This is a genomic window from Thermophagus xiamenensis (assembly GCF_900112795.1).
Taxonomy (GTDB): domain Bacteria; phylum Bacteroidota; class Bacteroidia; order Bacteroidales; family Marinilabiliaceae; genus Thermophagus; species Thermophagus xiamenensis.
On sequence record NZ_FONA01000010.1, the window covers coordinates 1 to 23379 of the forward strand.

The following is a 23379-nucleotide window of genomic DNA, read 5'->3' on the forward strand; positions in this document are numbered from 1 at the left end:
CTTTTTTTAGTTATACATTTTGGTTTTTCGTTTGTAAAACTAACCTGAGAAGACCTTTTTTATTCCTTTTCAGACACACTTTTTTAAACAGTATCAGTTATCCCGACGGTATGTAAAGGTTATCCCAATGGTATGTAAAGGTTATCCCAACGGTGTGTAAAGGTTATCCCAACGGTATGTAAAGGTTATCCCAATGGTATGTAAAGGTTATCCCAACGGTGTGTAAAGGTTATCCCAACGGTGTGTAAAGGTTATCCCAACGGTGTGTAAAGGTTATCCCAACGGTGTGTAAAGGTTATCCCAATGGTATGTAAAGGTTATCCCAACGGTATGTAAAAGTTATCCCGACGGTGTGTAAAGGTTATCCCAATGGTATGTAAAGGTTATCCCAACAGTGTGTAAAGGTTATCCCAATAGTGTGTAAAAATTTATCCCCGGGTTATAACGTATTGCCAATTACGGTATAATGTTTAATCGAAAGGACTAAAAAGTAAAGCTTTTCATTAGAGAATACTTCTTTGGAGTTTCCTTTTAATTAAATCAGTGCTGTGAGTTTATAAATTCAAGTTTTGTACGAAAAATAACCGGAAATAAAAAGACCTGTCCAAGAAATGAACAGGTCTTTTTATTAGTTAAATTCATATTCTTATCCGAGATAAGATTTTAATAATTTACTTCTGGACGTATGCCTTAATCTTCTGATAGCTTTTTCTTTGATTTGACGTACGCGTTCACGTGTTAGACCAAATCGTTCACCTATTTCTTCCAGGGTCATTTCTTGGCATCCAATACCAAAAAAGAGTTTGATAATATCGCTTTCTCTTTCTGTCAAGGTTGCCAAGGCTCTTTCAATTTCACGCGATAAAGATTCATTTATCAGCGTTTTATCTGCATTGGGTGAATCGTTGTTCACCAATACATCCAGCAAACTATTGTCTTCACCTTCAACGAAAGGCGCATCCACAGAGATGTGCCGACCAGATACGCGTAAGGTATCTGCCACTTTTTCTGCCGGTAAATCCAGCTCTTCAGCTAACTCTTCAGGCGAAGGCTTTCTTTCATGTTCCTGTTCAAATTTTGAATACGCTTTGTTAATTTTGTTAAGTGAACCTACCTGGTTCAAAGGTAACCGGACAATTCTTGATTGTTCGGCCAAAGCCTGAAGAATTGATTGACGAATCCACCATACCGCATAAGAAATAAACTTAAATCCTCGGGTCTCATCAAATTTTTCAGCAGCTTTAATGAGACCGAGATTCCCCTCATTGATTAGGTCAGGAAGGCTGAGTCCTTGGTTTTGGTATTGTTTGGCCACAGACACTACAAACCGGAGATTGGCTCGCGTTAATTTTTCCAGGGCTACCTGGTCACCCTTTTTTATCCGCTGGGCCAACTCCACTTCTTCTTCTACGGAAATTAGGTCTTCACGTCCAATTTCCTGAAGATACTTGTCCAAAGACGCGCTTTCGCGATTGGTGATTGATTTTGTAATTTTTAATTGTCTCATAAACCCTCCAAAAATTTCGCCGCAAAATTACAATATTTATTGCACTATTACAAGATTAATCGGCCTTTCGAATTATTAATAGTCCAAATTTATGGCATAATAAGCCACCTGTCCATTCGGATATATTCCTGACAGGAACAATCCATCTTCAACCATTTCAACTACTTTTCTAAAGTCTTCAATGCTATTTATTGGAACACGGTTGGCTTTTGTAATTATATAGCCTTCCTTAATTCCTACCTCGCGGAATTTACCAGGCATAACCTTTGTAACCTTAATACCATGAGATATTCCTAGACGCATTTTTTCTTTTCTGGGAACTTCTTCAAACGAAGCACCTAATAAGTTAAATGGTTTGTCTGCTTTTACAACGTCTGTAGAGCCGTAAATGTTTCGTAAAGTGACAATAAAATCTTTCTTTTTGCCATTTCTGATAACGGTTACATTAACTTTATCCCCCGGACGGTGTCTGCTAATCTTTTCCTGAAGCTCAGAAACCTTTGTTACTGCTTCATTCTCTACCTGAATGATGACATCGCCCTCTTTTATGCCAGCTTCTTCAGCACCACTGCCACTAACCACTTCTACAACATAAGCACCTTGGGTTGTCCCAAGATTCAATTCCTCATTCAACTCACTATCTACATCACGGATACTAACCCCCAGAACAGCCCGTTGTACCTGACCATATTCCATTAAATCGGCTACTACTTTTTTTACAATGCTTACGGGAACCGCAAATGAGTAACCGGTATATGAGCCCGTTTGTGATGCAATGGCTGTGTTTATACCAACCAGCTGGCCTGAAGTGTTTACCAACGCACCGCCACTGTTCCCCGGATTCACTGCCGCATCGGTCTGTATAAACGATTCTATACCCAATTTCCCCTGTCCCTGACGAATAATGTTAATGTTTCTTGACTTGGCACTTACAATCCCTGCGGTGACGGTTGAGGTGAGGTTAAAAGGATTTCCTACTGCCAATACCCACTCACCAATTTTTAGAGCATCTGAGTTTCCATATTCCAGATAGGGCAAATCCTTGGCGTCAATTTTTAGAAGGGCTATATCCGTAGCAGGGTCCGTACCTACCAAAGTCGCTTTAAAGGTGCGATTGTCATTTAAGGTAACCTCGATATTGGTTGCATCTTCTATTACATGGTTGTTGGTGACGATATAACCGTCGGAGGTAATAATTACGCCTGACCCCGAGCCCATAACTGGTTGTTGTTTGGGCATGGGTATGCCAGGGCCAAAAAAGAAATCATAAAGTGGATTTCCTGAATAATTGGTCGTTTGAGTGGAAACAGTCTTTACGTGTACTACCGAATGAACAGACTTTTCGGCAGCGACCGTCAAATCTGGTAACTGCCCCTTTTGCGAAGATGAGGCAGGTATCGACATATATTGTGCCGCCGGGTAAACCGCACGGGGAACTTCCACTACAGTTGGTTCTGGTTTTACAATATAAGAATAGGCTACAACAGCTACAAAAGCACTCAACACTGACACTGAAAAGAGTGTGAATATCTTTTTCGTATTCATGTTTGTATATTTTTTTGTTTACAATTGATGAATTCATGTGTTGCTCTCATCAAATGATATGCCTTTCTTGTTATTATTGATTTCGTTAACTTTTTTTAATTCATATTTTATGTTGTTTGGTTGTCAGGGGGTTGAATATATTTCTAATAATTTAAGAATATAATTTATTTTAAGCAATCAAATTATCTTTAGTACTGCGTTTTTATTGCCAATAAGAATGTTCTTGTGGAAGACTTAACATTTATTGTGCCAATCTTTAGGGAATCAATAGGTTGAAATATTGATATATAATTTTTTAATTTGGGTGGCAATTTTATAGTTTTGAAGCTAGTATCAGTTTTAGTTCAACTTTATTAACTTTGAAATTTTATAAAAATCGACCACTTTAAATTATAACAATGAAGAAAATTCACTTTTATAAATATCATGGTACCGGAAATGATTTTGTATTGATAGATAACAGAGATAAATCTTTTAAAAGTTCAGACGTTCAGTTGGTTGAATCTATCTGTCATCGAAGGTTTGGTGTAGGTGCTGATGGTTTAATGCTGCTCGAAGAATCGGATAAAGCCCTTTTTTTTATGCGGTATTACAATAGCGATGGCAAAGAGTCATCGATGTGTGGCAACGGTGGGCGATGCATCGCCGCTTTTGCGGCTGATTTGGGTATTGCCCCCCGAGGTGAGTATTTTCGTTTTTTTGCTGTTGATGGCATTCACGAAGCATTTGTTGATGAAGAAAATGAAGTGAAACTGAAAATGACAGATGTTAGCGGAATAAAAAAAGAAATGGATGGGTGGTTCTTGGATACCGGTTCTCCACACTTTGTCAGAATGGTAGATGATCCTTCAGTAATAGATGTTGTTAAGGAAGGACGATATTGGCGAAATCATGAGCGGTTTGCCCCTGCAGGTACCAATGTTAATTTTGTGGGTCAACCACAGGATGGGAAAGTGGTCATGAGAACATATGAACGGGGCGTAGAAGATGAAACTTGGTCTTGTGGTACAGGAGCAGTGGCTTCGGCTATTGCAACGTTTGTGAGCAATAACAAGTGCGGAAATCATTTTTTAATGAAAGTGCCAGGAGGAGAATTGAAAGTTCATTTTGAATCTCGCCGGGACGGAGGCTTTGAAAACATATGGCTGATTGGTCCTGCCAAATATGTATTCGAGGGCACATGGGGTTAAAGGGATAGCTATGGAATTTAAAATAGAATCGGAATTTAAACCTACCGGTGACCAACCTGAAGCCATTGAACAATTGGTTAATGGCATTAAAAACAATGTTCCGTTCCAGACTCTCTTGGGGGTAACAGGATCAGGAAAAACATTTACAATTGCCAATGTCATCAAACGGGTACAAAAACCAACCTTGGTGCTGAGCCATAATAAGACCTTGGCCGCACAGTTATATGGGGAGTTTAAAAATTTTTTCCCCAACAATGCGGTAGAATATTTTGTTTCTTATTACGATTACTATCAACCCGAAGCATATATTCCTGTAACCGATACATATATTGAAAAAGATTTATCCATTAATGATGAAATTGAAAAGTTGAGGCTGAGTGCCACGTCGGCATTGTTGTCTGGGCGTCGCGATGTTATTGTGGTTTCATCTGTCTCTTGCTTGTATGGTATTGGTAACCCTGAAGATTTTCACGCAAATGTTATTTCTCTAAAAACAGGACAGTCAATAGGGCGGAATAAATTTTTGCGTCATTTGGTTGATGCCCTTTATTCACGGAATGAAGTTGAGTTTAATCGTGGCAATTTCAGAGTTAAAGGGGATACGGTTGAGGTATTTTTGGCTTATGCCGACCATGCATGTCGTGTCATCTTTTGGGGTGATGAAATTGAAACCATTGAAACCTTTGACCCCGTAAACAATCAGACTCTTTCGTCTGTCGACCAGATATTGATTTATCCCGCTAATATTTTTGTTACTACCAAGGAAAGAATTAATAATGCCATTAAAGCGATTCAGGATGATTTGGTTAAGCAGGTGGCGTTTTTTAAAGATGCCGGAAAGCATGTTGAGGCTAAGCGTCTGGAAGAAAGGGTTAATTATGACCTGGAAATGATTAGGGAACTGGGGTATTGTCCGGGAATTGAAAATTACAGCAGGTATTTTGATGGCAGGGCAGAGGGGACCCGACCTTTTTGCCTGCTCGATTATTTCCCTTCCGATTTTCTTATTGTTGTGGATGAAAGTCATGTTACGATACCGCAAATTCGAGCCATGTATGGTGGCGATTATAGTAGAAAACAGAACCTGGTAGAATATGGTTTTCGATTACCTGCAGCATTAGATAACAGACCCTTACGGTTCGAGGAGTTTGAAAAAATGATTCATCAAGCCATTTTTGTAAGTGCTACGCCTGCAGATTATGAAATTGAGAAAAGTGAGGGAGTTATTGTTGAACAAGTAATTCGTCCTACCGGACTTCTGGATCCCAAAATTGAAGTAAGACCTACTTTGAATCAGATTGATGATTTATTGGAGGAAATTCAACAACGCATCCGGGTCAATGAGCGAGTTTTGGTAACTACCCTTACAAAAAGGATGGCTGAAGAATTAACCAAATATCTTCAACGGCTGGATATTAAATGCCAATATATTCACTCCGATGTTGATACACTGGATCGTGTACGTATTATGGAGGATTTGAGAAATGGCGTTATAGATGTACTGGTAGGGGTCAATCTATTAAGAGAAGGTTTGGATTTGCCGGAAGTATCTCTGGTCGCTATTTTGGATGCCGATAAAGAGGGCTTTTTGCGGTCTACACGTTCGTTGACGCAAACGGCGGGGAGAGCAGCCAGGAATTTAAATGGTTTGGTGATTATGTATGCCGATACCATAACGCGTTCTATGCAGTCGACGATCGATGCTACTAATTATCGTCGTGAAAAGCAGCTCGCTTACAATGAGAAGCATGGAATAACTCCTGCGGCTATTATTAAAAAACGAGGTAGCACTTTTGCCGATAAAGAGAATGATTCTCAAAAAAAGGCATCGTATGGTTATTCCGGGCCTGAAGATCAGGATGTTGATGTTGCGGCTGACCCTGTATTGTCATACATGAGTATTGAAAAATTGGAAAAGGCCATTGAACAAACGCGCAAGGCTATGCAAAAGGCTGCTAAAGAATTGGATTTTATTCAGGCTGCTCAATACCGGGATGAGATGTTTCGATTGGAAAAACTATTGAAAAAGAAAAAATGATTTTTTAATTCTTGTCCTTTAAATCCTTATCTTTTCTCTGGCAATGCTATTTGTAATTTCTGTTTGTGTTTTTAATTATGTCTAACGGGATTAACTAACCTGGAGATAAATGTATAATGTGAAATATTCGGTAATGCAGCTTGAAAAATAAGATTTGATTTTAACTTTCTTGGACTGTTCTCATAAAAAACGACACCATCAGAGGGTTTATCCTCTGTGGTGTTCATAATAAAGAAATAAATTAAAAGAACAAGAATTTCTTTTGCCCCGGTCTTTTAAAAGAACGCCGTTTGTTTTTTGTTTTGTAATAGTGGCGAGTTTTAATATAGGACTTTCTATTATATCTGGAGCTGTTCGAAAATTTGCTTTGGTCAATCATGAAAGAAACACCTACAGTAAAAGTATAATAAAAGTCATTTGGATTGGTGGTTTGAGCGTTTACTTTGTTTTCCCAATCTTCATAGGTATGGTACCAAACATCATGAACATCTAATTGATCAGAAAAAGCCAGGGAGCCGGTTAATTCAAAATTTAGACTTACTATAGGGCTAATCCATACAGAAGTACCTCCTCCCATTGTGACGACCGGTGAAACTCCTGACGCTGACCGCCATTCTTCGCCTGGTGTTCCCTGACTGGCCGGACCCCAATATTCAGTTGCACTAAAATATACTAATCCCGCATTAAGGTGGGCATAAGGTTGGAATCTTCTTTCTCGAAAATATCCCAGAAGGTGATTTAGCGGTTTATAAGCACCCCCTACCGTAAATTCGGTATAAAAGTTGTCAAATTCGGCATAGACAAGACCTGACGTCTGAAAAACTTGCTGTCCCTGCATGGTCCCTCCAATTAATTGTGTTCTGAGGGATAGAAAATTAGACATTTCTCGGTCTGCTACTACGCCCAGGGATATACTTCCGCGTGATTTGTCAACCAGGTCTCCAAAAAAAAGATTATAACCCACTTTGGGAGTTATGGTTAGACCTTCACCCAAACTAAAATCTCCTCTTTTTCTTTGTGCAGAGGTATTTATGCTGGATGAAATTATCAATATACAAATTACTGCTATTGCTAATCGCACTATATTCATGAAACCAATAATATTTGGTGTTTTATTCCCATTCATGAAACCAATAAAACCTATTTAAATTGGTTATGTTTGGTTAGGGCTTTTTTCCAGACTGTAAAAATGATAAAAACTTTGATAATACAAAAATAGCATACGTTGATTTTGGTATTATGGTGTCAAATTTGTACTTTTTTTTTACAAATTGTAGAAATTATTATTTCATTGGCACTAATCTATTGATGTATTTATGTTTCAACAATATTGTTAATTAAGGTATTTGGCTAAATTCTCCTTGTTTTTTTCTGAAACAAATTCTCGACCTTGAGGAGTGTATAAATAATCTATTTCGGCCTTATAATATTCTTCTACCTTTCGTCTAACAACTTTCATAGTGCTGTTAATCATCTTATTGGCCTCTGTAAATGGTTCCGGAAGTATAATAGATGCTGCTGGCAGCCATCTTTGAGGAAAAAGGTTTTCTAGTTTTCCTCCTTTTTTAAATTGGGATAGTTCCTCTTGAATGGCCAATAAAGTTTTCTCCAATTTTTGTTCCTTGGTTAAATGATTACTTAATGATTTAAAATATTGAACAACTTTCTCTGCGTTGGGAACAATTAATCCAATAGTGTAAGGATTTTGATTGTTATGTAATACACATTGGTCAATTAATTCGCAATGGTCAATCACGGCCTCTTCAATACCTTCCGGGCTATATTTTTCCCCGTCAGAGCTAATAAGTAGGCTTTTGAAGCGTCCCAATACATAAAGGTAACCATCCTTATCCAGGTAGCCAAGGTCGCCGGTGTATAGCCATCCATTTTTTATGGTTTCTTTCGTTGCTTCTTCATTTTTCCAGTATCCCAACATTACATTTTCGCCTTTAATGACAATTTCGCCCGATTGGCCTGGGGGTAAGGCTTTACCTGACTCATCGCATATTTTTATGTCAAGGTTGTTGACCGTACGACCGGATGAACCCATTTTATGATGTGCCGGGGTGTTAGCGGAAATAATAGGGGAGGCTTCACTTAATCCATAACCTTGATACATGGGAATACCAATGGCATAAAAGAATTTTTGTAATTCAATATCCAATAGGGCTCCTCCGCCTATGAAAAATTGTAGATTGCCACCAAAATTTGCTCTAATTGTCTTAAATATTAAATTGTCAAATAAATAATAAAGTGGATAGGTCAATTTTTTCAATCCTTTCCCTCTGTTGTTGCCGGTTCCGTTGTACCAAACGGCATATTTCATGGCTACCCGAAACAGTGTGTAAATTACTTTGCCCTTGGCCATAACACCTTTTTCAATATTTTTTCTAAAGTTTTTGGCTATGGCGGGGACACTCATTAAAACATGCGGCTTAATTTCACGAATGTTTTGAGCAAAATTTTTCAACGTTTCCAATTGTGTTTTCCCAGCTTGTACCGATGCGATAGATGCACCTCTGTACATAAATGCATAAAGGGCGGCCGTATGTGCAAATGCATGATCCCACGGCAATACCGCTAGCGTACGATAGTGGGAGGGAATATCAATATAGCTGAAAGCCTGCTCTACATTCGCGGTATAATTTCTATGGCTAAGCATGATGCCCTTAGGCTGGGCGGTGGTCCCTGAGGTATATGAAATATTGGCCACATCATTGTAGTGAATCTCTTTCCTTCGGTCCTCTACGGATTTTGAATTGGTTTCCAAAAATTGTGTCCCTCTTTGATATATTTCTTGAAGTAAAACTTCCTTTTCTTCCAGACTATCAGTCTCGTCAAAAACTATAATCTTTTCAATTAAAGGTATTTCCTGAATGATCTGTCTAATCTTGGGCAATTGAAAGCCTGAAACCATTATCATGCGGCTTTCTGAATGGTTCAGGCGGAAAATTAGATCCTGATCAGCTTCCAATTTGGTGGATAGGGGCACATTGATGGCTCCGCATCGGAGAATCGCCAATTCGGATATTAACCAATCGTTACGTCCTTCGGACAATAAGGCTATTCTGTCGCCTTTCTGGATACCCAAATATAATAACCCTGCGGCTAAAGTAATTACTTGTTCATTAACCGCTCGATAAGTGGTCGGTTGATATTTTCCTTGTTGTTTCTCCCAAAGTAGGGGATTGTTGGGATATCTTTTTACCTTATCTTCGAAATAATCGATAATACTTATCATGCCTTGCTATTCGTTTATTCCAAATTTAAAAACTGTTGTATGGTTGTAGGGCCTTTCCGGTCCAAAAATGCATGAGGGGAAATTACTTTTATTGGGTGAATCAGGGTAATATTGAGTCTCGAAACACATGCCTGAAAATTTGTCAAATGAACGTTGTGAGTTTTTATAAGTCCCATCAAGAAAACTTCCAATATAAAACTGCATCCCTGGCATGGTGGTATAAATTTCCAGGGTTCGACCCGAGTCCGGCTCCCTGACTATGGCTGCACGTCGCAATTCTCCTTCATTCCCATTTATGACAAAATTATGGTCGTAGATGTCATCGTTGAGTTGTTCCAAACGTTCACCTACTTTATGAAAATCCTTAAAATCAAAAGGTGTGCCTTGAGTAGGAATGATTTCCCCTGTGGGAATGTCGTTTTCTTTTGGAGTGTATGAATCAGCAAAAATCATGACTTCGTGGTCTAAAATGTCTCTATCTTTTCCACTTAAGTTAAAATAGCTGTGATTTGTTAAATTAATTGGCGTAGGAGAATCGGATAAAGCTTGATAATTTATTATCAATTCGTTGTCGGATGTTAAGGTGAAAGTGACTTTAGCCTTTACATTTCCGGGGTAGCCCTCATCATTGTCTGGGCTTGTCAAAGACATTTCTAATTTTTCATTTTGCTGGTCATTAATAATTTTCGCTTCCCAGATTTTGGTATGATACCCTGTAGGGCCACCGTGCAAATGGTTATTGCCGTTATTGATTCTTAGTTTAAAACTTTTTCCGCCCAAATTGAATTTCCCATTGGCAATTCGATTGGCAAACCGACCTATTGTGGCTCCCAAAAAAACACAGTTATTTAGATAATTGGGTTCAATATAATTTTCGGGATCATCAAAACCCAGAACAATGTCTGAAAAAAGGCCGTTTTTGTCTTGAGTGGTAATTTTTGTAATGGTTGCGCCGACATTCGTTATTTGAACTGTTGTTCCGGAATTATTTTTTAATTCAAATAACTTTATGTTTTTATTTTGGTGGTTGGGCAGGTGGATTTCTTGAATTTTCATTGGATAAGTATTTATTTTCGGTTGTGTTTTATAATTAATTTCACAATAAATGTATATGGTTGGTTAAGGGACTATTAGAAACTAATTATCATCTGGTCAATCCTTTTTTTATCATTGAACAAATAACTAAAAATTGCTCGATTTGTTTATTGTTAAAATCCAATAAACAATCGAGGCACTGCAAAAATAACCTGCAAATGGGAATAAACCTAACTTTAAGTTTTAGTGTTTGAAAATAATCAATTTAAAACTCTCATGGAAATTTTGAATGATCTTGGAATTTAAATGGGAATATCCATAAATATTAAATGCCTTACTGGAAAATTATTTTTTTACTTAAAATCAGAGCAGTGTATCTTTTTATGCATCTACTAGTGATTTTTTATAATCTAACTTTAGCATAATGACTAATAATAGCAATTGCTTTTATAATTTATTTGTCTGGTTAACAAGAAACTAAAAAAACGGGAACTATCTCAATTGATAGCTCCCGTTCCTAACTTTAACCCTAACCCAAAATTATGAAAATCTATATTTTTAAACAGGTAATATTATCAAAGGTTTAAAGAAAGAGATAAATTTAATGCATATTCCCGAATTTCCAGTAGAAAATGTTATCTCTTTCTTTATAAATTGTTTAACCTAAACCCTTTTATGAAGAAAATATTGCCCTTTATAACGAAATATTTCTTTAAAAGTTACATATTAGTTACAAAAGATTCCTTAAGGTCTATACAATGTGAAATTACTTTTTTATTGTTTTGGGATTTAATGTCCAAATAAAATTCATTTACTGGTTGCTTCTATTAAAAACTGAATAGATTCCTTGTCCGTTCTTTTTTGATAATTAAGATTTATAATTTAAGCTTCTTTTTGATGTTTTTAGGTAAAGCTTCTTTATTGATCATGATTGAAATGGTTTTGAGCCTGACAAAATTTTCGGAAGCATAAAGGTACCCTTTATATTTATTGTCGGTGTTCCAGGAATTTTTTACTTTATAATAGATTGTACCATTCTGATCTTTAGCCATGCCAACGATATGCATACCATGATCATCCGTGGTTTGGTAGTTATCAAATCCTTTTTGTCGTAATTCAGGGGTTACTTCTTTTTCCGGAACCGGGGCTTGGAATGAATAAATTTGTTTGATTCTTTCGGCTTCAGGAAGTTTTTCCCACCGGGATCGTTCCGTATCACTCAATTCTTCAGGATCTTCTTCCGGTACTATTGCCAGGCCGTTTTTGTATGAAAATCCTTTTTCGCTAACATCGCTAGCCCAGGCTACGGTATAACCTTTTTCTAATGAATGGTTTATTATCTCTATTAATTCTTCTAGTTGTACGTTATAAACTTCGCCCCACAACCAATTATCGGGAACTTCTATAATGAATGGTTTATAATATGGGTGATGGGTAAACGACGATACCTGAATATAGTCATCCGGGTTGAGACCAACAACTTCTTTGGCAAACGAAACGGGAGTATATTCTTGCCCTTTATATTCAAATGACTCAGGCAGTTCGCCCAAATAGGCATCTAATATCCCTTCATAACCATCTAACCATGCCGTACTTAATTCTTTGTTTCTGTTTTTTATCACACCTTCAACATAGTCTTTTAAAACTTCATCCATCTCTCCATGTACATGCTTTTCGGTACCATATTTAAGGCCGCTGTATACTTCTTCTGGTACAGCACCGAAATTTTTCAAAACAAACAATACATCGTGAAAGGCTCCGCCGGCACCGAAATTTAAATGGCCGTGAAGTCTAACAAATTTTTGTGCTTTTTCTGCATAGCAATGGCGAACGATAAACATTTCGGATAAGTCAACAGGTTCTTTCCCTATCCGCATCATCTCGGATTCTAAAAACGACACTCCTGAGAAACTCCAACAGGTACCACTACGATGCTGGTCTTTAACACTTGTTGTTGGCAAATCAATTATAGTCTCAAATTGATATCCTTCCGATTGCGTGGCTTTTTCTTCTTGCGCAATACTATTTAAATATCCACCGAATAGAAATAATGAAATAAAAATTACTGATAACCTTCTCATAATAACTTAAATGTTTTAGTTTGTCATTAATGATAATGCTGCAAAGAAACTAAAATAGCGAATTTGTGTGGGGTTAAAAAATGATAATCTTCATTAGAGAGGAAAATTTTCTTCAGTTGTGCATAAAAAAAGCGTTTTTTTTTCTTGTTTCCTTGCACGTTGTTAAGGAATATTTCTTTAGTCTCTTTTAAGTTGGGAAAGAAGAATTTAATTTTGGTGATTTAAATACTTGTTTTTGCCTGGTGATTGACTTCTATTGAAACCTTTTGAAAAGGTAAAATGCCTCTGCGGGAAATTTATTTTTCTTAATTAAAAAAAAAGGTCTGTCACGAGGAGCAGACCTTTAAAAACAGGACAATTAACAGAACTGGATAATAGAACCAGACTTGCCATCGTTATGGCAATTTAGTGATAGTGTTCTCCATAAAAAGGGTTGTCTTGTTTTTTACGGTTTTAATTAATTATGGAAAAATGAATTGGGGATTTCCCTAATGTGTTATGAACTTTTGCATAGGTTTATGATATGTTGTCATAAGCTGTTTCACCATGTTCATAAACATCGAGTCCTTCCTCTTCAACGCGCTTGGGGACTCTTAAGCCTACCGTAGCTTTCAGTGTTTTGAAAAGAATAAAACCTAACGCTAATGACCAGGCAGCGACAGCAACAACACCAAGAGCCTGAACGCCTAGCAGAGATGCACCTCCTCCGTAGAAAAGTCCACCATCTGTAGCTAACAAACCTACCATTAATGTACCTACGGCACCACTAAATCCGTGAACTGAAACTGCACCTACAGGGTCATCAATTTTTAATGCATCGAGTAATTCTACACCAAAGATTAAAACAAAACCTGCAACGATGCCTATAATGACGGCCCCACCTGGCGTTACAATATCACATCCGGCAGTAATGGCAACCAAACCGGCTAATGCACCGTTTAGAGACAAGCCTAACGAAGGACGTTTATACCGAATCCAGGATATAACCATGGCAGTAACGGTACCAGCTGCAGCTGATAGGTTTGTTGTGACAAAAATAGATGCTACTGCAGAAATGTTTTCCAAACCACTGGCGGCTAGTTGTGAGCCGGGGTTGAAACCAAACCATCCAAACCACAGGATAAATACACCCAATGCTCCAATAGTTAAATTGTGGCCGGGAATAGCTTTTCGCTTGCCGTTGTATTTTCCTAGACGGGGACCAATAATGGCTGTTCCCACTAAACCTAACCATGCACCAACTGAGTGAACTACAGTTGAGCCGGCAAAATCGTGAAATCCTAATTCACTTAACCAGCCACCGCCCCAGACCCAGTGACCCGAAATGGGATAAATAATTGCTGTAATAAAGAAACTGGCAATTATATAGGCTGAAAATTCGGTACGTTCTGCAATTGCTCCCGAAACAATAGTCGCCGCTGTGGCTGCAAATACTGTTTGAAATATAAGCATGGCGTAATCAACATCATTTCCATAACTGCCGGAAAAAAACAAATCCGGCATCCCTATAAATCCGCCTAAGTCTGTGCCAAACATTATGCTAAAGCCTACTATCCAGAAAATAAGCGAACCCACTGAGAAATCCAGGAAGTTTTTCATTAATATGTTCGCTGTATTTTTTGCCCTGGTGAATCCAGCCTCTACCATCGCAAATCCCGGCTGCATAAACATTACCAGCGTTGCTGCTATTAATACCCATAAAATATCTAATGAGACTGATAATTCTGATATGTTTTTAGTAATTTCTTCCATAATTCTTTCTTTTTTTTGTTAAACCTGTTTTATTCCCTCTGATTTAATCTTCCTCTCCCTTAATGTACAATGATTCATCTCCGGTTTCGCCGGTTCTTATGCGGTAGGATTCTTCAATATCTACAACGAATATTTTCCCGTCACCTATCTCGCCGGTTTTGGCAGATTCCAGAATAGCATTAATGGTACTTTGCAGGTTTTTGTCTCTTACTACTATTGACATTTTGATGCGCTCTATTGAGCTGGTGTCGTACACAATTCCCCTAAAGGCACGTTCTTCACGTGATTTCCCTATGCCGCGTACTTCCCAATATGAAAAGAAGTCGATGCCTACTTTACTTAGTGCTTCTTTGACATCGTCAAATTTTGTTTTCCTTATTATGGCTTCAATTTTCTTCATATGTGTTTTATTTTTTGTTAATGACAGCCTTTTTGTAATTTTTGATTAGGTCCTTTTAGAACGAAACCCCAACTACCAGGAATAGACTTTCACTTTCCGGATTCAGAATGATTGACCCCGATAATGGCAATGTGAAATAGTCGGTAAATTTGATATCTTTCGAGGTTCCAATACCTATGTTTACTATGCCAAAGTCACCGTCGGTGGTGTAGACTTCATCGCCGGCCCCCACAAATACATTGCCTATTCCAAAATCATAACCGGCTTCCAGGTATAGCGACTTATCGTCGGCACCCGCAAAAAACTTTCCAACAAGAAGACTGAATTTATCTATTGTTAGTGTTCCACTGATTTCTAATGAGTGGTTTTCATCAAAGTCAAAATATTTTACAGATAGAGTGTCGTCAGAAGGAAAGTAATAGTCTGTTAATGTTATGCCGAATACATCACCGAAAGAATAACCGGCGTACAAGTCGGCTTCCTGAGCACCCGGTAGGTTGGTGGTATATGCACCCCAGGCGCCTAAAACGAAATTGCCGGCTGACATCTCCAGGTAAGGTTGAATACTTGGAGATCCACCAAAGTCAGTACCTCTCCATACATAACGACTCATTAAATCGGCACCTACGTTCAATTCGACTTGAGCCGTGCTTTTCGGGCTAAGCAGGAATAGTGTCATGATAACCATTCCAATTTTTAACATGTTTCTTTTTCTCATAATGGTTAGTTTAAAATGTTTGGTAATTTAAATATTGCCCCATTTTTGGTGGGGGTAATTCTTGTAAATTGTCTAAATTTTGATAATGTACCCTTGTTATTTTGGGGGTATGGTGCAAATATATGTAATTTTTGAATTTGAAACCTAATTTTTGAGGGGTTAATTTGATTAATTAGTAAAAATTAAGGATTATACCCCTGTTTAGATAGGGTTGAATTGGTGAAAAGATGAAAAATAGAAAATCTGTCCTGGGTAAATAATAGGGTGTGATTTTAATTTATATAATTTTTGATGGTCGTTTTTTGAAGTTTAATTTGAAAATTGAATTATCTCGGAAAAAGTTGAAAAAAAGTAGAATGGATTTATATAAATTATTACATTTGGTAAAAACATATTTTTAATTAAAACTGAAATAATGAAGAAAATTGAATTGGGTAAAGGCCTCGACAATTTATATTTTGGCATGAGTCGCGATGAATTTAAATCGATTATGGGTGAGCCCGATGAGGTTCAAACAATAGAAAATGAACAATTACCGGATGATGTGTCCGAAGCCTGGCATTACGATGATGTTGAGCTTTCTGCTTCCTTCGATAAATTGGAAGATTGGAAATTGACTTCTTTAGCTGTTAGTTCCGATAGTTATTCTTTTGAAGGAATTGACTTAATTGGACTAAGCCAACAGGAAGTTTTGGAACAAATTGAATTAATGGGCCTTGGTGATGTCTATTTGGAAGATTTGACTGACAATGAGGAGAGTAGCCAGCAAATTGCCACTGTTTTAGATGTTAGTTTAAACCTGTGGTTTGATAATGGAATACTTACCGAAATACAGTGGGGTCCATTTTGGGATGAAGAGGAAGAAGAATTTATTTGGCCGGATAAAGAAGATTAAAAAATTAACGGAATATTTTAGCTTTTGATGTTTGAAATATTAAACCTTTATATATTTTTACTCCGTAATTTTATTAGAGACTAAGATTATGGAAAAGAGCATTTTAAAGGTTGATCCAGTGGCTTTTAGGTATGATGATCCCGAATTCGACGAGGATGTCTTTGAGGATGACGATGATTATGAATGGGATGATGATGACCTCGACTTGGATTATCAGGAAGATTTGGATGATGATTTTATTGAAGAAGATTTGGATGAAGATTTGGAAGATGACGAATTCTAAAGGATATTTATTTTCGTCAAGCTTTTTTGATCAAATTTAGTTGTTCTTCTTTGGAAAATGTAAGTGAGAGACTTGTGTGTTATGTTCAAACAAGTCTCTCACATCTATAGGTCTATTTTATTTAAACGAGCATGAGCTATTATTAGGTGTGCTCCGTTGTAATCTTATTTAGTGCATTCGTCTATCTGCTGAATTTTTTCTCCAATCAAAGCATCCACTGGTTTTGAAATGAAGTTGATTAATTGGGTAGAAAACCATCAATCAGACACATATCTATGGTTCCATTCTTTCAACCTTTTTTTAATAATTAATTATCATTCATCCGTTCCAATTTTCGTTGTATTTTCTTTATGGCCGATTCTATGGGTTGCTCTGGTTCGATGACATTATAATCACCCCAAAAATTTGGGTCTGAAAACCCTGATACTTCGTCTTCCAGAATTGCATTTATTTTCAGTCTTTCCGAGCCTTTAAAAGGTTTGTCTTCCGTATAGGCCCAGTCGGTTACTGCCATCTCAAGAGTAGTGTGATAATTGGTGTTGAATAATTTTCGCTTCCAATTTACTTTAAAGGATGCCTGACCTCTACTGTATCCAAAATACCATTTGCCATTTTTATCTTGACGGTACGTTACAATATATGATGCTTCAGTTGGATAAACCTTGGCACCAAGAGGTTTCTTTTTAATAAACATGCGGGATACTTCTTCTTTGTCTTCGGTGTTCATATTAAAAATTGCCTGAGTAATGGCCAGGTTTTGGGTATCGATATATAACCTTCCATAAAAGAGAGGGATTGTAATATTAGGCTTTTGCTCAAAACTCAGAACGTAAATTGTACGGTCTTCAATACGTGTTATGTTGCTGATTTTAAAATTATAATAATCAATGGTCGCTTTGTCAAACAACAAATAGGGGTCTTTCATGATATCTAACATTGTTGCAGTATAAGGTCCCCCTTGAAGTTTGAATACTAATGTATCCAGTTTGTTGTAGTCTGTACTTTTTCTCCCTATTTTCAGACGTATTCTGTCTTCTTTAGGTTCATTGTAAGCTGGTTTATGAATTTCCACTACTGCTTCGGAAAGTGATACGTAGCTCCAGCCTTTTTTTATGGTTTCTCTGTAAAAGGCAGTCATCCTCGTCGGTTGATTGAGATAGTTCTCATCCCTGCGATTCATTACTGCTTTTATCAACAGATTTGGGTCCGACGGGAATACACTTACCTCTACCAGAGGTACCGTTATCATTTTTAACTTAACTTTATAACGTTTATCTTTAAATGCACTGACAGGAACAAATTTCTTTTCGTATCCGATAAAGGAAAATCGAATGTCCTTATCTGTCATGTTTTTGGGTACTTTTAATAGAAAGTCCCCTTTGGAGTTACTTACAGTTGCAATATTGCTTTCTTCTATCGTTATGGTTGCAAAGGGCAAAGGGGTACCGTTATCTTCATCTTCTACCGTACCACGAAGAAGAACATATTCCGTTGTATCATTTGGCTCTTGATCTTCATTAATAACAGATCCGTAAGCCATTTCAGGAAGTGACAGGAAGATTATGGCTGATAATACCAGAATCCACCGACAAAGTCTTTGGTAATTTTTTACTGAAGTTTTCATGGCATCTTATTTTTTATTTGAAGTTTTTCTAATTGCTGATTAATTTTTCAGCCTTTTCAGTATTAAGACACCATGAATTTGTAAAACCCTTATTCGCTTCCTTATTTAATGTACGAAAGGATGTTTCTGTTCTAATGTGTTTTGTAAGCTAAGGGCTTATGCACTGCAAAAATTATTGGAATTGTTTGAATTTTTAATTTCCGAACTAATTGTTGAGGGTTTAACTCGTTTCGATTAGGAAAAACTTTATACTAAACTAGAACCGTTTTATAGTATTGGTTTACGTCAGTGACTTGCATCCCTGCTTCACGTGCTGCTTGCATCCCCAATATTCCATCTTCAAAAACCTGACATTGATGTGGAGGAATGCCCATTTGCTCAGCACAGGATAGAAAAGTTTCAGGATGGGGTTTCGGATGGGTAATGTCATCAGATGAGACAATTATATCAAAATATTTATCCATTTCTACCACTTTTAATGTCTCTTTTGCTACAGAACGCTGGCCCCCTGTTCCTACAGCCATCGGTAAGCGTCCGTGGTAGTTCCGGATAATTTCTGCAATGGGTTCTATTACTTTTGTTTGAGAAAGAGTAGACATAAAAAGTTCTTCCTTTTCATTACCAACCTTTTGTGGATCCATATTAGTCCCAAAAATTTGGTTTAATTTCTCTACAGTCTGATACAGAGGAATCCCGGCAAGTTGCATAAACAACTCTTTGGTGAAATTGATTCCATAAGGTTCACATGTCTGTTTCCATGCTTGAAAATGTGCAGGCATAGTGTCAGCTATGGTGCCATCTAAATCAAATATTAAACCTCGGGTAGTGGAATGTATCAGAATTTCGCACATAAGACTGGTTTTATCTATAATCTTGGTTGAGGCAACAAATATAAGGATTACTTCAGTATTCTTTATTTTACACTTATTTAAAGGCTGTTAATATTGTTCAATGAAGATGAATTTTGTAATGAACTGTAAGAATTAGTTTGAAATTTTTGCTTTTTCGTCAAAAATGCTCTTTTTTTGGTGACCAATTACAGAGGATTTTGACACTATGGAGATGCAGAATCCGGAAGTAAGAGTATCTCTTCTTTCGAAAAAGATTAACTCAGTTTTATGAGTTTCGTCCGGGTATGGAACTTTAATTTTACTTCGGCAACAAGTATCTGTGCCTGGTATTTAGCCCTTTGGGGATTTTGTCATTCTTTTAATGTATTGATTTAATCAGGTTGATGTTTTCCTTATTCTTTCCTGTACATTAAGGAACGCTTAGGGATCCCTTTTTGAATTTTGTTTGCTAAATAACAATATAATCGGAGTTGGATTTGACTCTTATATAATATTTTGAAATATTTTAATTGTTTGTTAATGTGTATATTGCATAGATTTTAGTTTAAATGCATGCATGTTTTGTGGCAAAAAACCGCTAAATGGTTTTGTTGTAAAATGTCCGAATAGAAACCCAAATTTTAGACTTATTTCATTATTATGAAACCTGGAGAAAAGATTAAATTACAGCGAGACATTAAGGAGCTCACTCTATCCGAGGTAGCACAAAATGCTCAGATCGAAGAAAAACTTCTTGTTGACATTGAAAAGGGTGAAGTAGATCCACCTCTTGGCATTTTGATAAAACTTGCCAAGGTGCTTGGGGTAAGGCCGGGAACTTTCCTTGATGACCAGCAGGAAAAGGGAGTTGTGGTCACCAAAAAAGGTGAAGAAAAGAGTCTTAGTAAAATGAATGCCTCCGGAAATCACGAAGTTGAAAACCTGGCTTATCTGTCTCTTGCTCGTCAGAAAAGCAACCGAAACATGGACCCCTTTCTTATTGAAGTCTTGCCCGACCATGAGTCATCCCGACAAACATTCTCGGCTCATGAGGGTGAAGAATTTATCTACGTATTAAAAGGAAGTATTGAAGTTATTTATGGTAAAGAAGTCTATCATTTGGAAACAGGTGATAGTATCTATTACGATTCTATTATCGACCACAGAGTCAAATCATTAAATAATGATAAAGCCTTGGTGCTTGCTGTGGTTTATTTGCCGGTTTAATTCACTTCCTCAATCTTTTAAATTATGTCTAATACGTTTCAACCGATAGAAGATACATTGGGCCAATTGCTTGAGCAATGGGCCGACAAATTACCTGATCACGATTTTATGGTTTATCCCGATCGTGGGCTTAGGTTTTCTTACAGCGAATTTAACCAACGTGTCGATAATCTGGCCAAAGGCCTCATGGCTATTGGTGTTCAAAAAGGGGATAAAGTGGGGATTTGGGCTAATAATGTCCCGGATTGGACTACTTTAATGTTCGCTACAGCCAAAATCGGGGCTGTATTGGTCACTATTAACACCAATTATAAACTTGCTGAACTTGAATTTTTGATTAAAAATGCTGATCTCAACACTCTGTGTTTAATTGATGGATATAGGGATAGCGACTATGTAGATATGATTTTTCAGTTAGTTCCCGAATTAAAAACTGCCCCCCGAGGAAAACTTAAAAGTAAAAAATTTCCACAATTACGAAACGTGGTTTTTTTAGGTCCACAAAAACATCGGGGAATGTATAATACACCTGAGCTGCTTTTGTTGGGAACGCAAGTGGATGATATGGAACTGCTTAAAAGAAAAAGTGAAGTCTCTTGTCATGATGTGGTTAATATGCAGTATACTTCAGGTACAACAGGCTTCCCTAAAGGGGTTATGTTGACGCATTTCAATATTGTTAACAATGGAAAGGGTATTGGCGACAATATGCAATATACGCCTGATGATCGGCTTTTATTGTGTGTGCCATTGTTCCATTGTTTTGGATGTGTGCTTGGAGTCTGTGCCGTTATTACTCATGGTGTGAGCATGGTAATTACAGAGGATTTTGATCCTCTCAGAGTCTTAGCTGCTGTTCAAAAAGAAAAATGCACTTCTATTTATGGGGTCCCCACTATGTTTATAGCCGAAATGAACCATCCGATGTTTGATATGTTCGATCTCTCATCATTACGAACAGGTATTATGGCCGGTTCTCTTTGCCCCATAGAAACCATGAAGCAGGTCATGACAAAAATGAATTGTCGGGATATTATCATTGTTTATGGTCTTACGGAGGCTTCACCTGGAATGACAACTACCCATATAGATGATTCACCCGAAATCAGGGCAACTACAGTAGGTAAAGAATTGCCCGGAGTTGAGGTTAAAATTTTTGACCCAGATACCGGTGAGGAATTGGGACCTAATCAACAGGGTGAAATTTGTTGCAGAGGATACAATGTGATGAAAGGGTATTATAATGATCCACAGGCTACCCGTGAGGCTATCGACGAAGATGGATGGTTGCATTCGGGCGACCTGGCTGTCAAAACCGAAGATGGCTATTATAAAATTACCGGTAGAATTAAGGATATGATTATTCGTGGTGGCGAAAATATTTATCCCAGAGAAATTGAGAATTTTCTTTACAATATGCCGGAAATCGAAATGGTTGAAGTAGTAGGGTTGCCCGATGAAAAATATGGGGAGATCGTTGGTGCTTTTATTAAATTAAAAGAAGGTGCTTTCCTTACCGAAGAAGAAGTTCGGGATTTTTGCAGAGGAAAAATTGCCCGTTATAAAATCCCAAAACACGTATTTTTTGTTGATGATTTTCCCAAAACAGCTAGCGGAAAGATTCAAAAATACAAGCTCAGGGAATTGGGCGCTCAGTTGATTGCGTCAAAGTAGTGATTAAGTTTAATCCGTGATTGAATTTTCTTTTCCTGCTGTTCCGCCACTAGGCGAAATGGCAGGAAAATTTTTGCTATGAGTTTTCAATTTTTAAAGATTGAGAAGGAAGAGGATAGGCTTTTAATTTTTTTTTGTTTATTAGATCGGGCTTGGATATTTTCCATTCAAAAAAAAGAAAAATATTGATTTTAGTAAATGGCACCCTTTTTATTAATTAGTTGGGTATATTGACTCATAGTCAATTTAGACTTTGCTTTTATCTCCACTGAAATAAAAACAGGTCCCTTTATTCAGTTCCGATTCAAACCAAATTTTACCGCCTAATAGTTTGGCTATTTTTGAGGCTATGGTTAATCCCACACCAATCCCGGGATAGAATTTCGTTTGGCTGGGAGAAACTTTTTCAAATGCATTGAATATTATTTTTTGTTTTTCCGGAGGAATCCCAACACCGGTATCTTTAACAAAAAAGATCGGCGCGCCTTTTTCATCCAAATAACATCCAAATTCTACCGACCCCGTTTCGGTAAACTTTATGGCATTGTTTATTAAATGGATTAGAATTTCCTTCAAAAAGGATAAATTGAATTTAATGTGGTAATTGGATGGTAAATTCATTTTATGATACAGGGCAATATGCTCTTTTTGATAGTTTGCCCGCATTTTTTTTGCTCGATCCGTTAATTCCTGACAAAGTTTTTGAGGATCTAATTCTTCATTCTCTATATCAGAAAATTCTCCCGATTCTATTTTTGAAAGGTTTAGTAATGAATCCACTAAATGCAGCAACTCATCTGTTTTAGAATGTAATAGTGCCGCAAATTTCATTTTGTCTTCATTTGATAAATCAGAATAGATCAAGATTTCTGAAAGGCCCTGAATGGCATTTAGCGGTGTCCGAATCTCATGCGATATATTCCTTATAAATTCTTCTTTGATTTTTTCATGCGACGAAGCATTTTCCGTTTTAATAAGATCTTTGGTGCGTAATTGTCCTAGTGTCCCTATAAGCTTATCCTGAGATAAGACACCGTAAAAGTTTTGGTTTTGATCCAATACCGGAAGAGCCGGAAGCTTGGTGGTGAAAAGTAAATTCATGGCCTGATCGATGGTCGAATCAGGTGATAAACTGGGCTTGGGTAATAAACAATCTGCCACTAGTTTTTTCTTTCGTGCCAATACATCAGAAACCGTTAGCATCCCCATGTATTTGTCGCTTTCTTCCATTACAATGAAAAAGCGCCGATTGATTAATTCTTCCTCGATTTCATTGACACCTTTAAAGGGTGCCGTTTTGGGGTAGTTCTTTTCGATGTAAGGTCTTATTAACATATGA

18 protein-coding genes are annotated in these 23379 nt (G+C 37.3%); 6 read left to right on the forward strand and 12 right to left on the reverse strand.

What is annotated here, in order from left to right:
* Positions 1 to 646: 646 nt before the first annotated feature.
* Together BM130_RS07360 and BM130_RS07365 are read right to left on the reverse strand one after the other, a co-directional pair.
* Positions 647 to 1507: a sigma-70 family RNA polymerase sigma factor gene (locus BM130_RS07360; protein WP_010527133.1), complete on the reverse strand. Its 861-nt coding sequence runs from the start codon at positions 1505 to 1507 to the stop codon at positions 647 to 649.
* Positions 1508 to 1582: 75 nt separating this feature from the next.
* Positions 1583 to 3052 carry a Do family serine endopeptidase gene (locus BM130_RS07365; RefSeq protein WP_010527134.1) on the reverse strand — a complete coding sequence of 490 codons (1470 nt, stop codon included), beginning with the start codon at positions 3050 to 3052 and terminating at the stop codon, positions 1583 to 1585.
* 398 nt (positions 3053 to 3450) lie between these two features.
* Here BM130_RS07365 and dapF point away from each other — a divergent pair, with 398 nt between their 5' ends.
* Both dapF and uvrB read left to right on the forward strand, forming a co-directional pair.
* Entirely contained in the window at positions 3451 to 4242 is a 792-nt protein-coding gene (gene dapF, locus BM130_RS07370; RefSeq protein WP_010527135.1) for a diaminopimelate epimerase, read from the forward strand.
* 10 nt (positions 4243 to 4252) lie between these two features.
* A complete protein-coding gene (gene uvrB / locus BM130_RS07375) occupies positions 4253 to 6280 on the forward strand; it encodes an excinuclease ABC subunit UvrB (protein ID WP_010527136.1) in 2028 nt (675 codons plus the stop codon).
* 241 nt (positions 6281 to 6521) lie between these two features.
* Here uvrB and BM130_RS07380 read toward each other — a convergent pair whose 3' ends face one another.
* From BM130_RS07380 to BM130_RS07410, 7 genes are all read right to left on the reverse strand, one after another.
* Positions 6522 to 7370 carry a hypothetical protein gene (locus tag BM130_RS07380; protein ID WP_029626544.1) on the reverse strand — a complete coding sequence of 283 codons (849 nt, stop codon included), beginning with the start codon at positions 7368 to 7370 and terminating at the stop codon, positions 6522 to 6524.
* Positions 7371 to 7613: 243 nt separating this feature from the next.
* Positions 7614 to 9521, reverse strand: a complete 1908-nt coding sequence (locus tag BM130_RS07385; protein ID WP_010527138.1) for an AMP-dependent synthetase/ligase — start codon at positions 9519 to 9521, stop codon at positions 7614 to 7616.
* Positions 9522 to 9527: 6 nt separating this feature from the next.
* A complete protein-coding gene (locus tag BM130_RS07390) occupies positions 9528 to 10577 on the reverse strand; it encodes an aldose epimerase family protein (RefSeq protein ID WP_010527139.1) in 1050 nt (349 codons plus the stop codon).
* An 854-nt stretch (positions 10578 to 11431) separates the two neighbouring features.
* Complete coding sequence (locus BM130_RS07395) at positions 11432 to 12637, reverse strand: C1 family peptidase (protein ID WP_010527140.1); 1206 nt, start codon at positions 12635 to 12637, stop codon at positions 11432 to 11434.
* A gap of 516 nt (positions 12638 to 13153) precedes the next feature.
* Complete coding sequence (locus tag BM130_RS07400) at positions 13154 to 14389, reverse strand: ammonium transporter (protein ID WP_010527141.1); 1236 nt, start codon at positions 14387 to 14389, stop codon at positions 13154 to 13156.
* Between the two features lie 43 nt (positions 14390 to 14432).
* Positions 14433 to 14789 carry a P-II family nitrogen regulator gene (locus BM130_RS07405; protein WP_010527142.1) on the reverse strand — a complete coding sequence of 119 codons (357 nt, stop codon included), beginning with the start codon at positions 14787 to 14789 and terminating at the stop codon, positions 14433 to 14435.
* A gap of 55 nt (positions 14790 to 14844) precedes the next feature.
* Positions 14845 to 15507 carry a TorF family putative porin gene (locus BM130_RS07410; protein WP_029626545.1) on the reverse strand — a complete coding sequence of 221 codons (663 nt, stop codon included), beginning with the start codon at positions 15505 to 15507 and terminating at the stop codon, positions 14845 to 14847.
* Between the two features lie 415 nt (positions 15508 to 15922).
* Here BM130_RS07410 and BM130_RS07415 point away from each other — a divergent pair, with 415 nt between their 5' ends.
* A complete protein-coding gene (locus BM130_RS07415; protein WP_010527144.1) occupies positions 15923 to 16402 on the forward strand; it encodes a hypothetical protein in 480 nt (159 codons plus the stop codon).
* 88 nt (positions 16403 to 16490) lie between these two features.
* On the forward strand, positions 16491 to 16685 hold the full coding sequence (locus BM130_RS07420) for a hypothetical protein (protein ID WP_010527145.1): 195 nt from the start codon (positions 16491 to 16493) through the stop codon (positions 16683 to 16685).
* A gap of 307 nt (positions 16686 to 16992) precedes the next feature.
* On the opposite strand, the gene BM130_RS07425 is transcribed toward BM130_RS07420, so the two are convergent.
* Together BM130_RS07425 and BM130_RS07430 are read right to left on the reverse strand one after the other, a co-directional pair.
* Positions 16993 to 18309 carry a carboxypeptidase-like regulatory domain-containing protein gene (locus tag BM130_RS07425; RefSeq protein ID WP_010527146.1) on the reverse strand — a complete coding sequence of 439 codons (1317 nt, stop codon included), beginning with the start codon at positions 18307 to 18309 and terminating at the stop codon, positions 16993 to 16995.
* 251 nt (positions 18310 to 18560) lie between these two features.
* A complete protein-coding gene (locus BM130_RS07430) occupies positions 18561 to 19160 on the reverse strand; it encodes an HAD family hydrolase (protein ID WP_010527147.1) in 600 nt (199 codons plus the stop codon).
* A gap of 639 nt (positions 19161 to 19799) precedes the next feature.
* On the opposite strand from BM130_RS07430, the gene BM130_RS07435 reads away from it, so the two are divergent.
* Together BM130_RS07435 and BM130_RS07440 are read left to right on the forward strand one after the other, a co-directional pair.
* Positions 19800 to 20366, forward strand: coding sequence for a helix-turn-helix domain-containing protein (locus tag BM130_RS07435; RefSeq protein WP_010527148.1), 567 nt, complete (start codon positions 19800 to 19802; stop codon positions 20364 to 20366).
* Between the two features lie 24 nt (positions 20367 to 20390).
* Entirely contained in the window at positions 20391 to 22040 is a 1650-nt protein-coding gene (locus BM130_RS07440; RefSeq protein WP_010527149.1) for an AMP-binding protein, read from the forward strand.
* A gap of 246 nt (positions 22041 to 22286) precedes the next feature.
* Here BM130_RS07440 and BM130_RS07445 read toward each other — a convergent pair whose 3' ends face one another.
* On the reverse strand, positions 22287 to 23375 hold the full coding sequence (locus tag BM130_RS07445; protein ID WP_237706110.1) for an ATP-binding protein: 1089 nt from the start codon (positions 23373 to 23375) through the stop codon (positions 22287 to 22289).
* Positions 23376 to 23379 lie beyond the last annotated feature (4 nt).

Bases quoted from the DNA above. Each gene is read 5' to 3' on its own strand.
- BM130_RS07445 (WP_237706110.1), bottom strand. From the start codon at position 23,375: ATGTTAATAAGACCTTACATCGAAAAGAACTACCCCAAAACGGCACCC.
- BM130_RS07410 (WP_029626545.1), bottom strand. From the start codon at position 15,507: ATGAGAAAAAGAAACATGTTAAAAATTGGAATGGTTATCATGACACTA.
- BM130_RS07435 (WP_010527148.1), top strand. From the start codon at position 19,800: ATGAAACCTGGAGAAAAGATTAAATTACAGCGAGACATTAAGGAGCTC.
- BM130_RS07380 (WP_029626544.1), bottom strand. From the start codon at position 7,370: ATGAATATAGTGCGATTAGCAATAGCAGTAATTTGTATATTGATAATT.
- BM130_RS07420 (WP_010527145.1), top strand. From the start codon at position 16,491: ATGGAAAAGAGCATTTTAAAGGTTGATCCAGTGGCTTTTAGGTATGAT.
- BM130_RS07395 (WP_010527140.1), bottom strand. From the start codon at position 12,637: ATGAGAAGGTTATCAGTAATTTTTATTTCATTATTTCTATTCGGTGGA.
- BM130_RS07440 (WP_010527149.1), top strand. From the start codon at position 20,391: ATGTCTAATACGTTTCAACCGATAGAAGATACATTGGGCCAATTGCTT.
- BM130_RS07385 (WP_010527138.1), bottom strand. From the start codon at position 9,521: ATGATAAGTATTATCGATTATTTCGAAGATAAGGTAAAAAGATATCCC.
- uvrB (WP_010527136.1), top strand. From the start codon at position 4,253: ATGGAATTTAAAATAGAATCGGAATTTAAACCTACCGGTGACCAACCT.
- BM130_RS07415 (WP_010527144.1), top strand. From the start codon at position 15,923: ATGAAGAAAATTGAATTGGGTAAAGGCCTCGACAATTTATATTTTGGC.
- BM130_RS07360 (WP_010527133.1), bottom strand. From the start codon at position 1,507: ATGAGACAATTAAAAATTACAAAATCAATCACCAATCGCGAAAGCGCG.
- BM130_RS07400 (WP_010527141.1), bottom strand. From the start codon at position 14,389: ATGGAAGAAATTACTAAAAACATATCAGAATTATCAGTCTCATTAGAT.
- BM130_RS07430 (WP_010527147.1), bottom strand. From the start codon at position 19,160: ATGTGCGAAATTCTGATACATTCCACTACCCGAGGTTTAATATTTGAT.
- BM130_RS07425 (WP_010527146.1), bottom strand. From the start codon at position 18,309: ATGAAAACTTCAGTAAAAAATTACCAAAGACTTTGTCGGTGGATTCTG.
- BM130_RS07405 (WP_010527142.1), bottom strand. From the start codon at position 14,789: ATGAAGAAAATTGAAGCCATAATAAGGAAAACAAAATTTGACGATGTC.
- BM130_RS07390 (WP_010527139.1), bottom strand. From the start codon at position 10,577: ATGAAAATTCAAGAAATCCACCTGCCCAACCACCAAAATAAAAACATA.
- dapF (WP_010527135.1), top strand. From the start codon at position 3,451: ATGAAGAAAATTCACTTTTATAAATATCATGGTACCGGAAATGATTTT.
- BM130_RS07365 (WP_010527134.1), bottom strand. From the start codon at position 3,052: ATGAATACGAAAAAGATATTCACACTCTTTTCAGTGTCAGTGTTGAGT.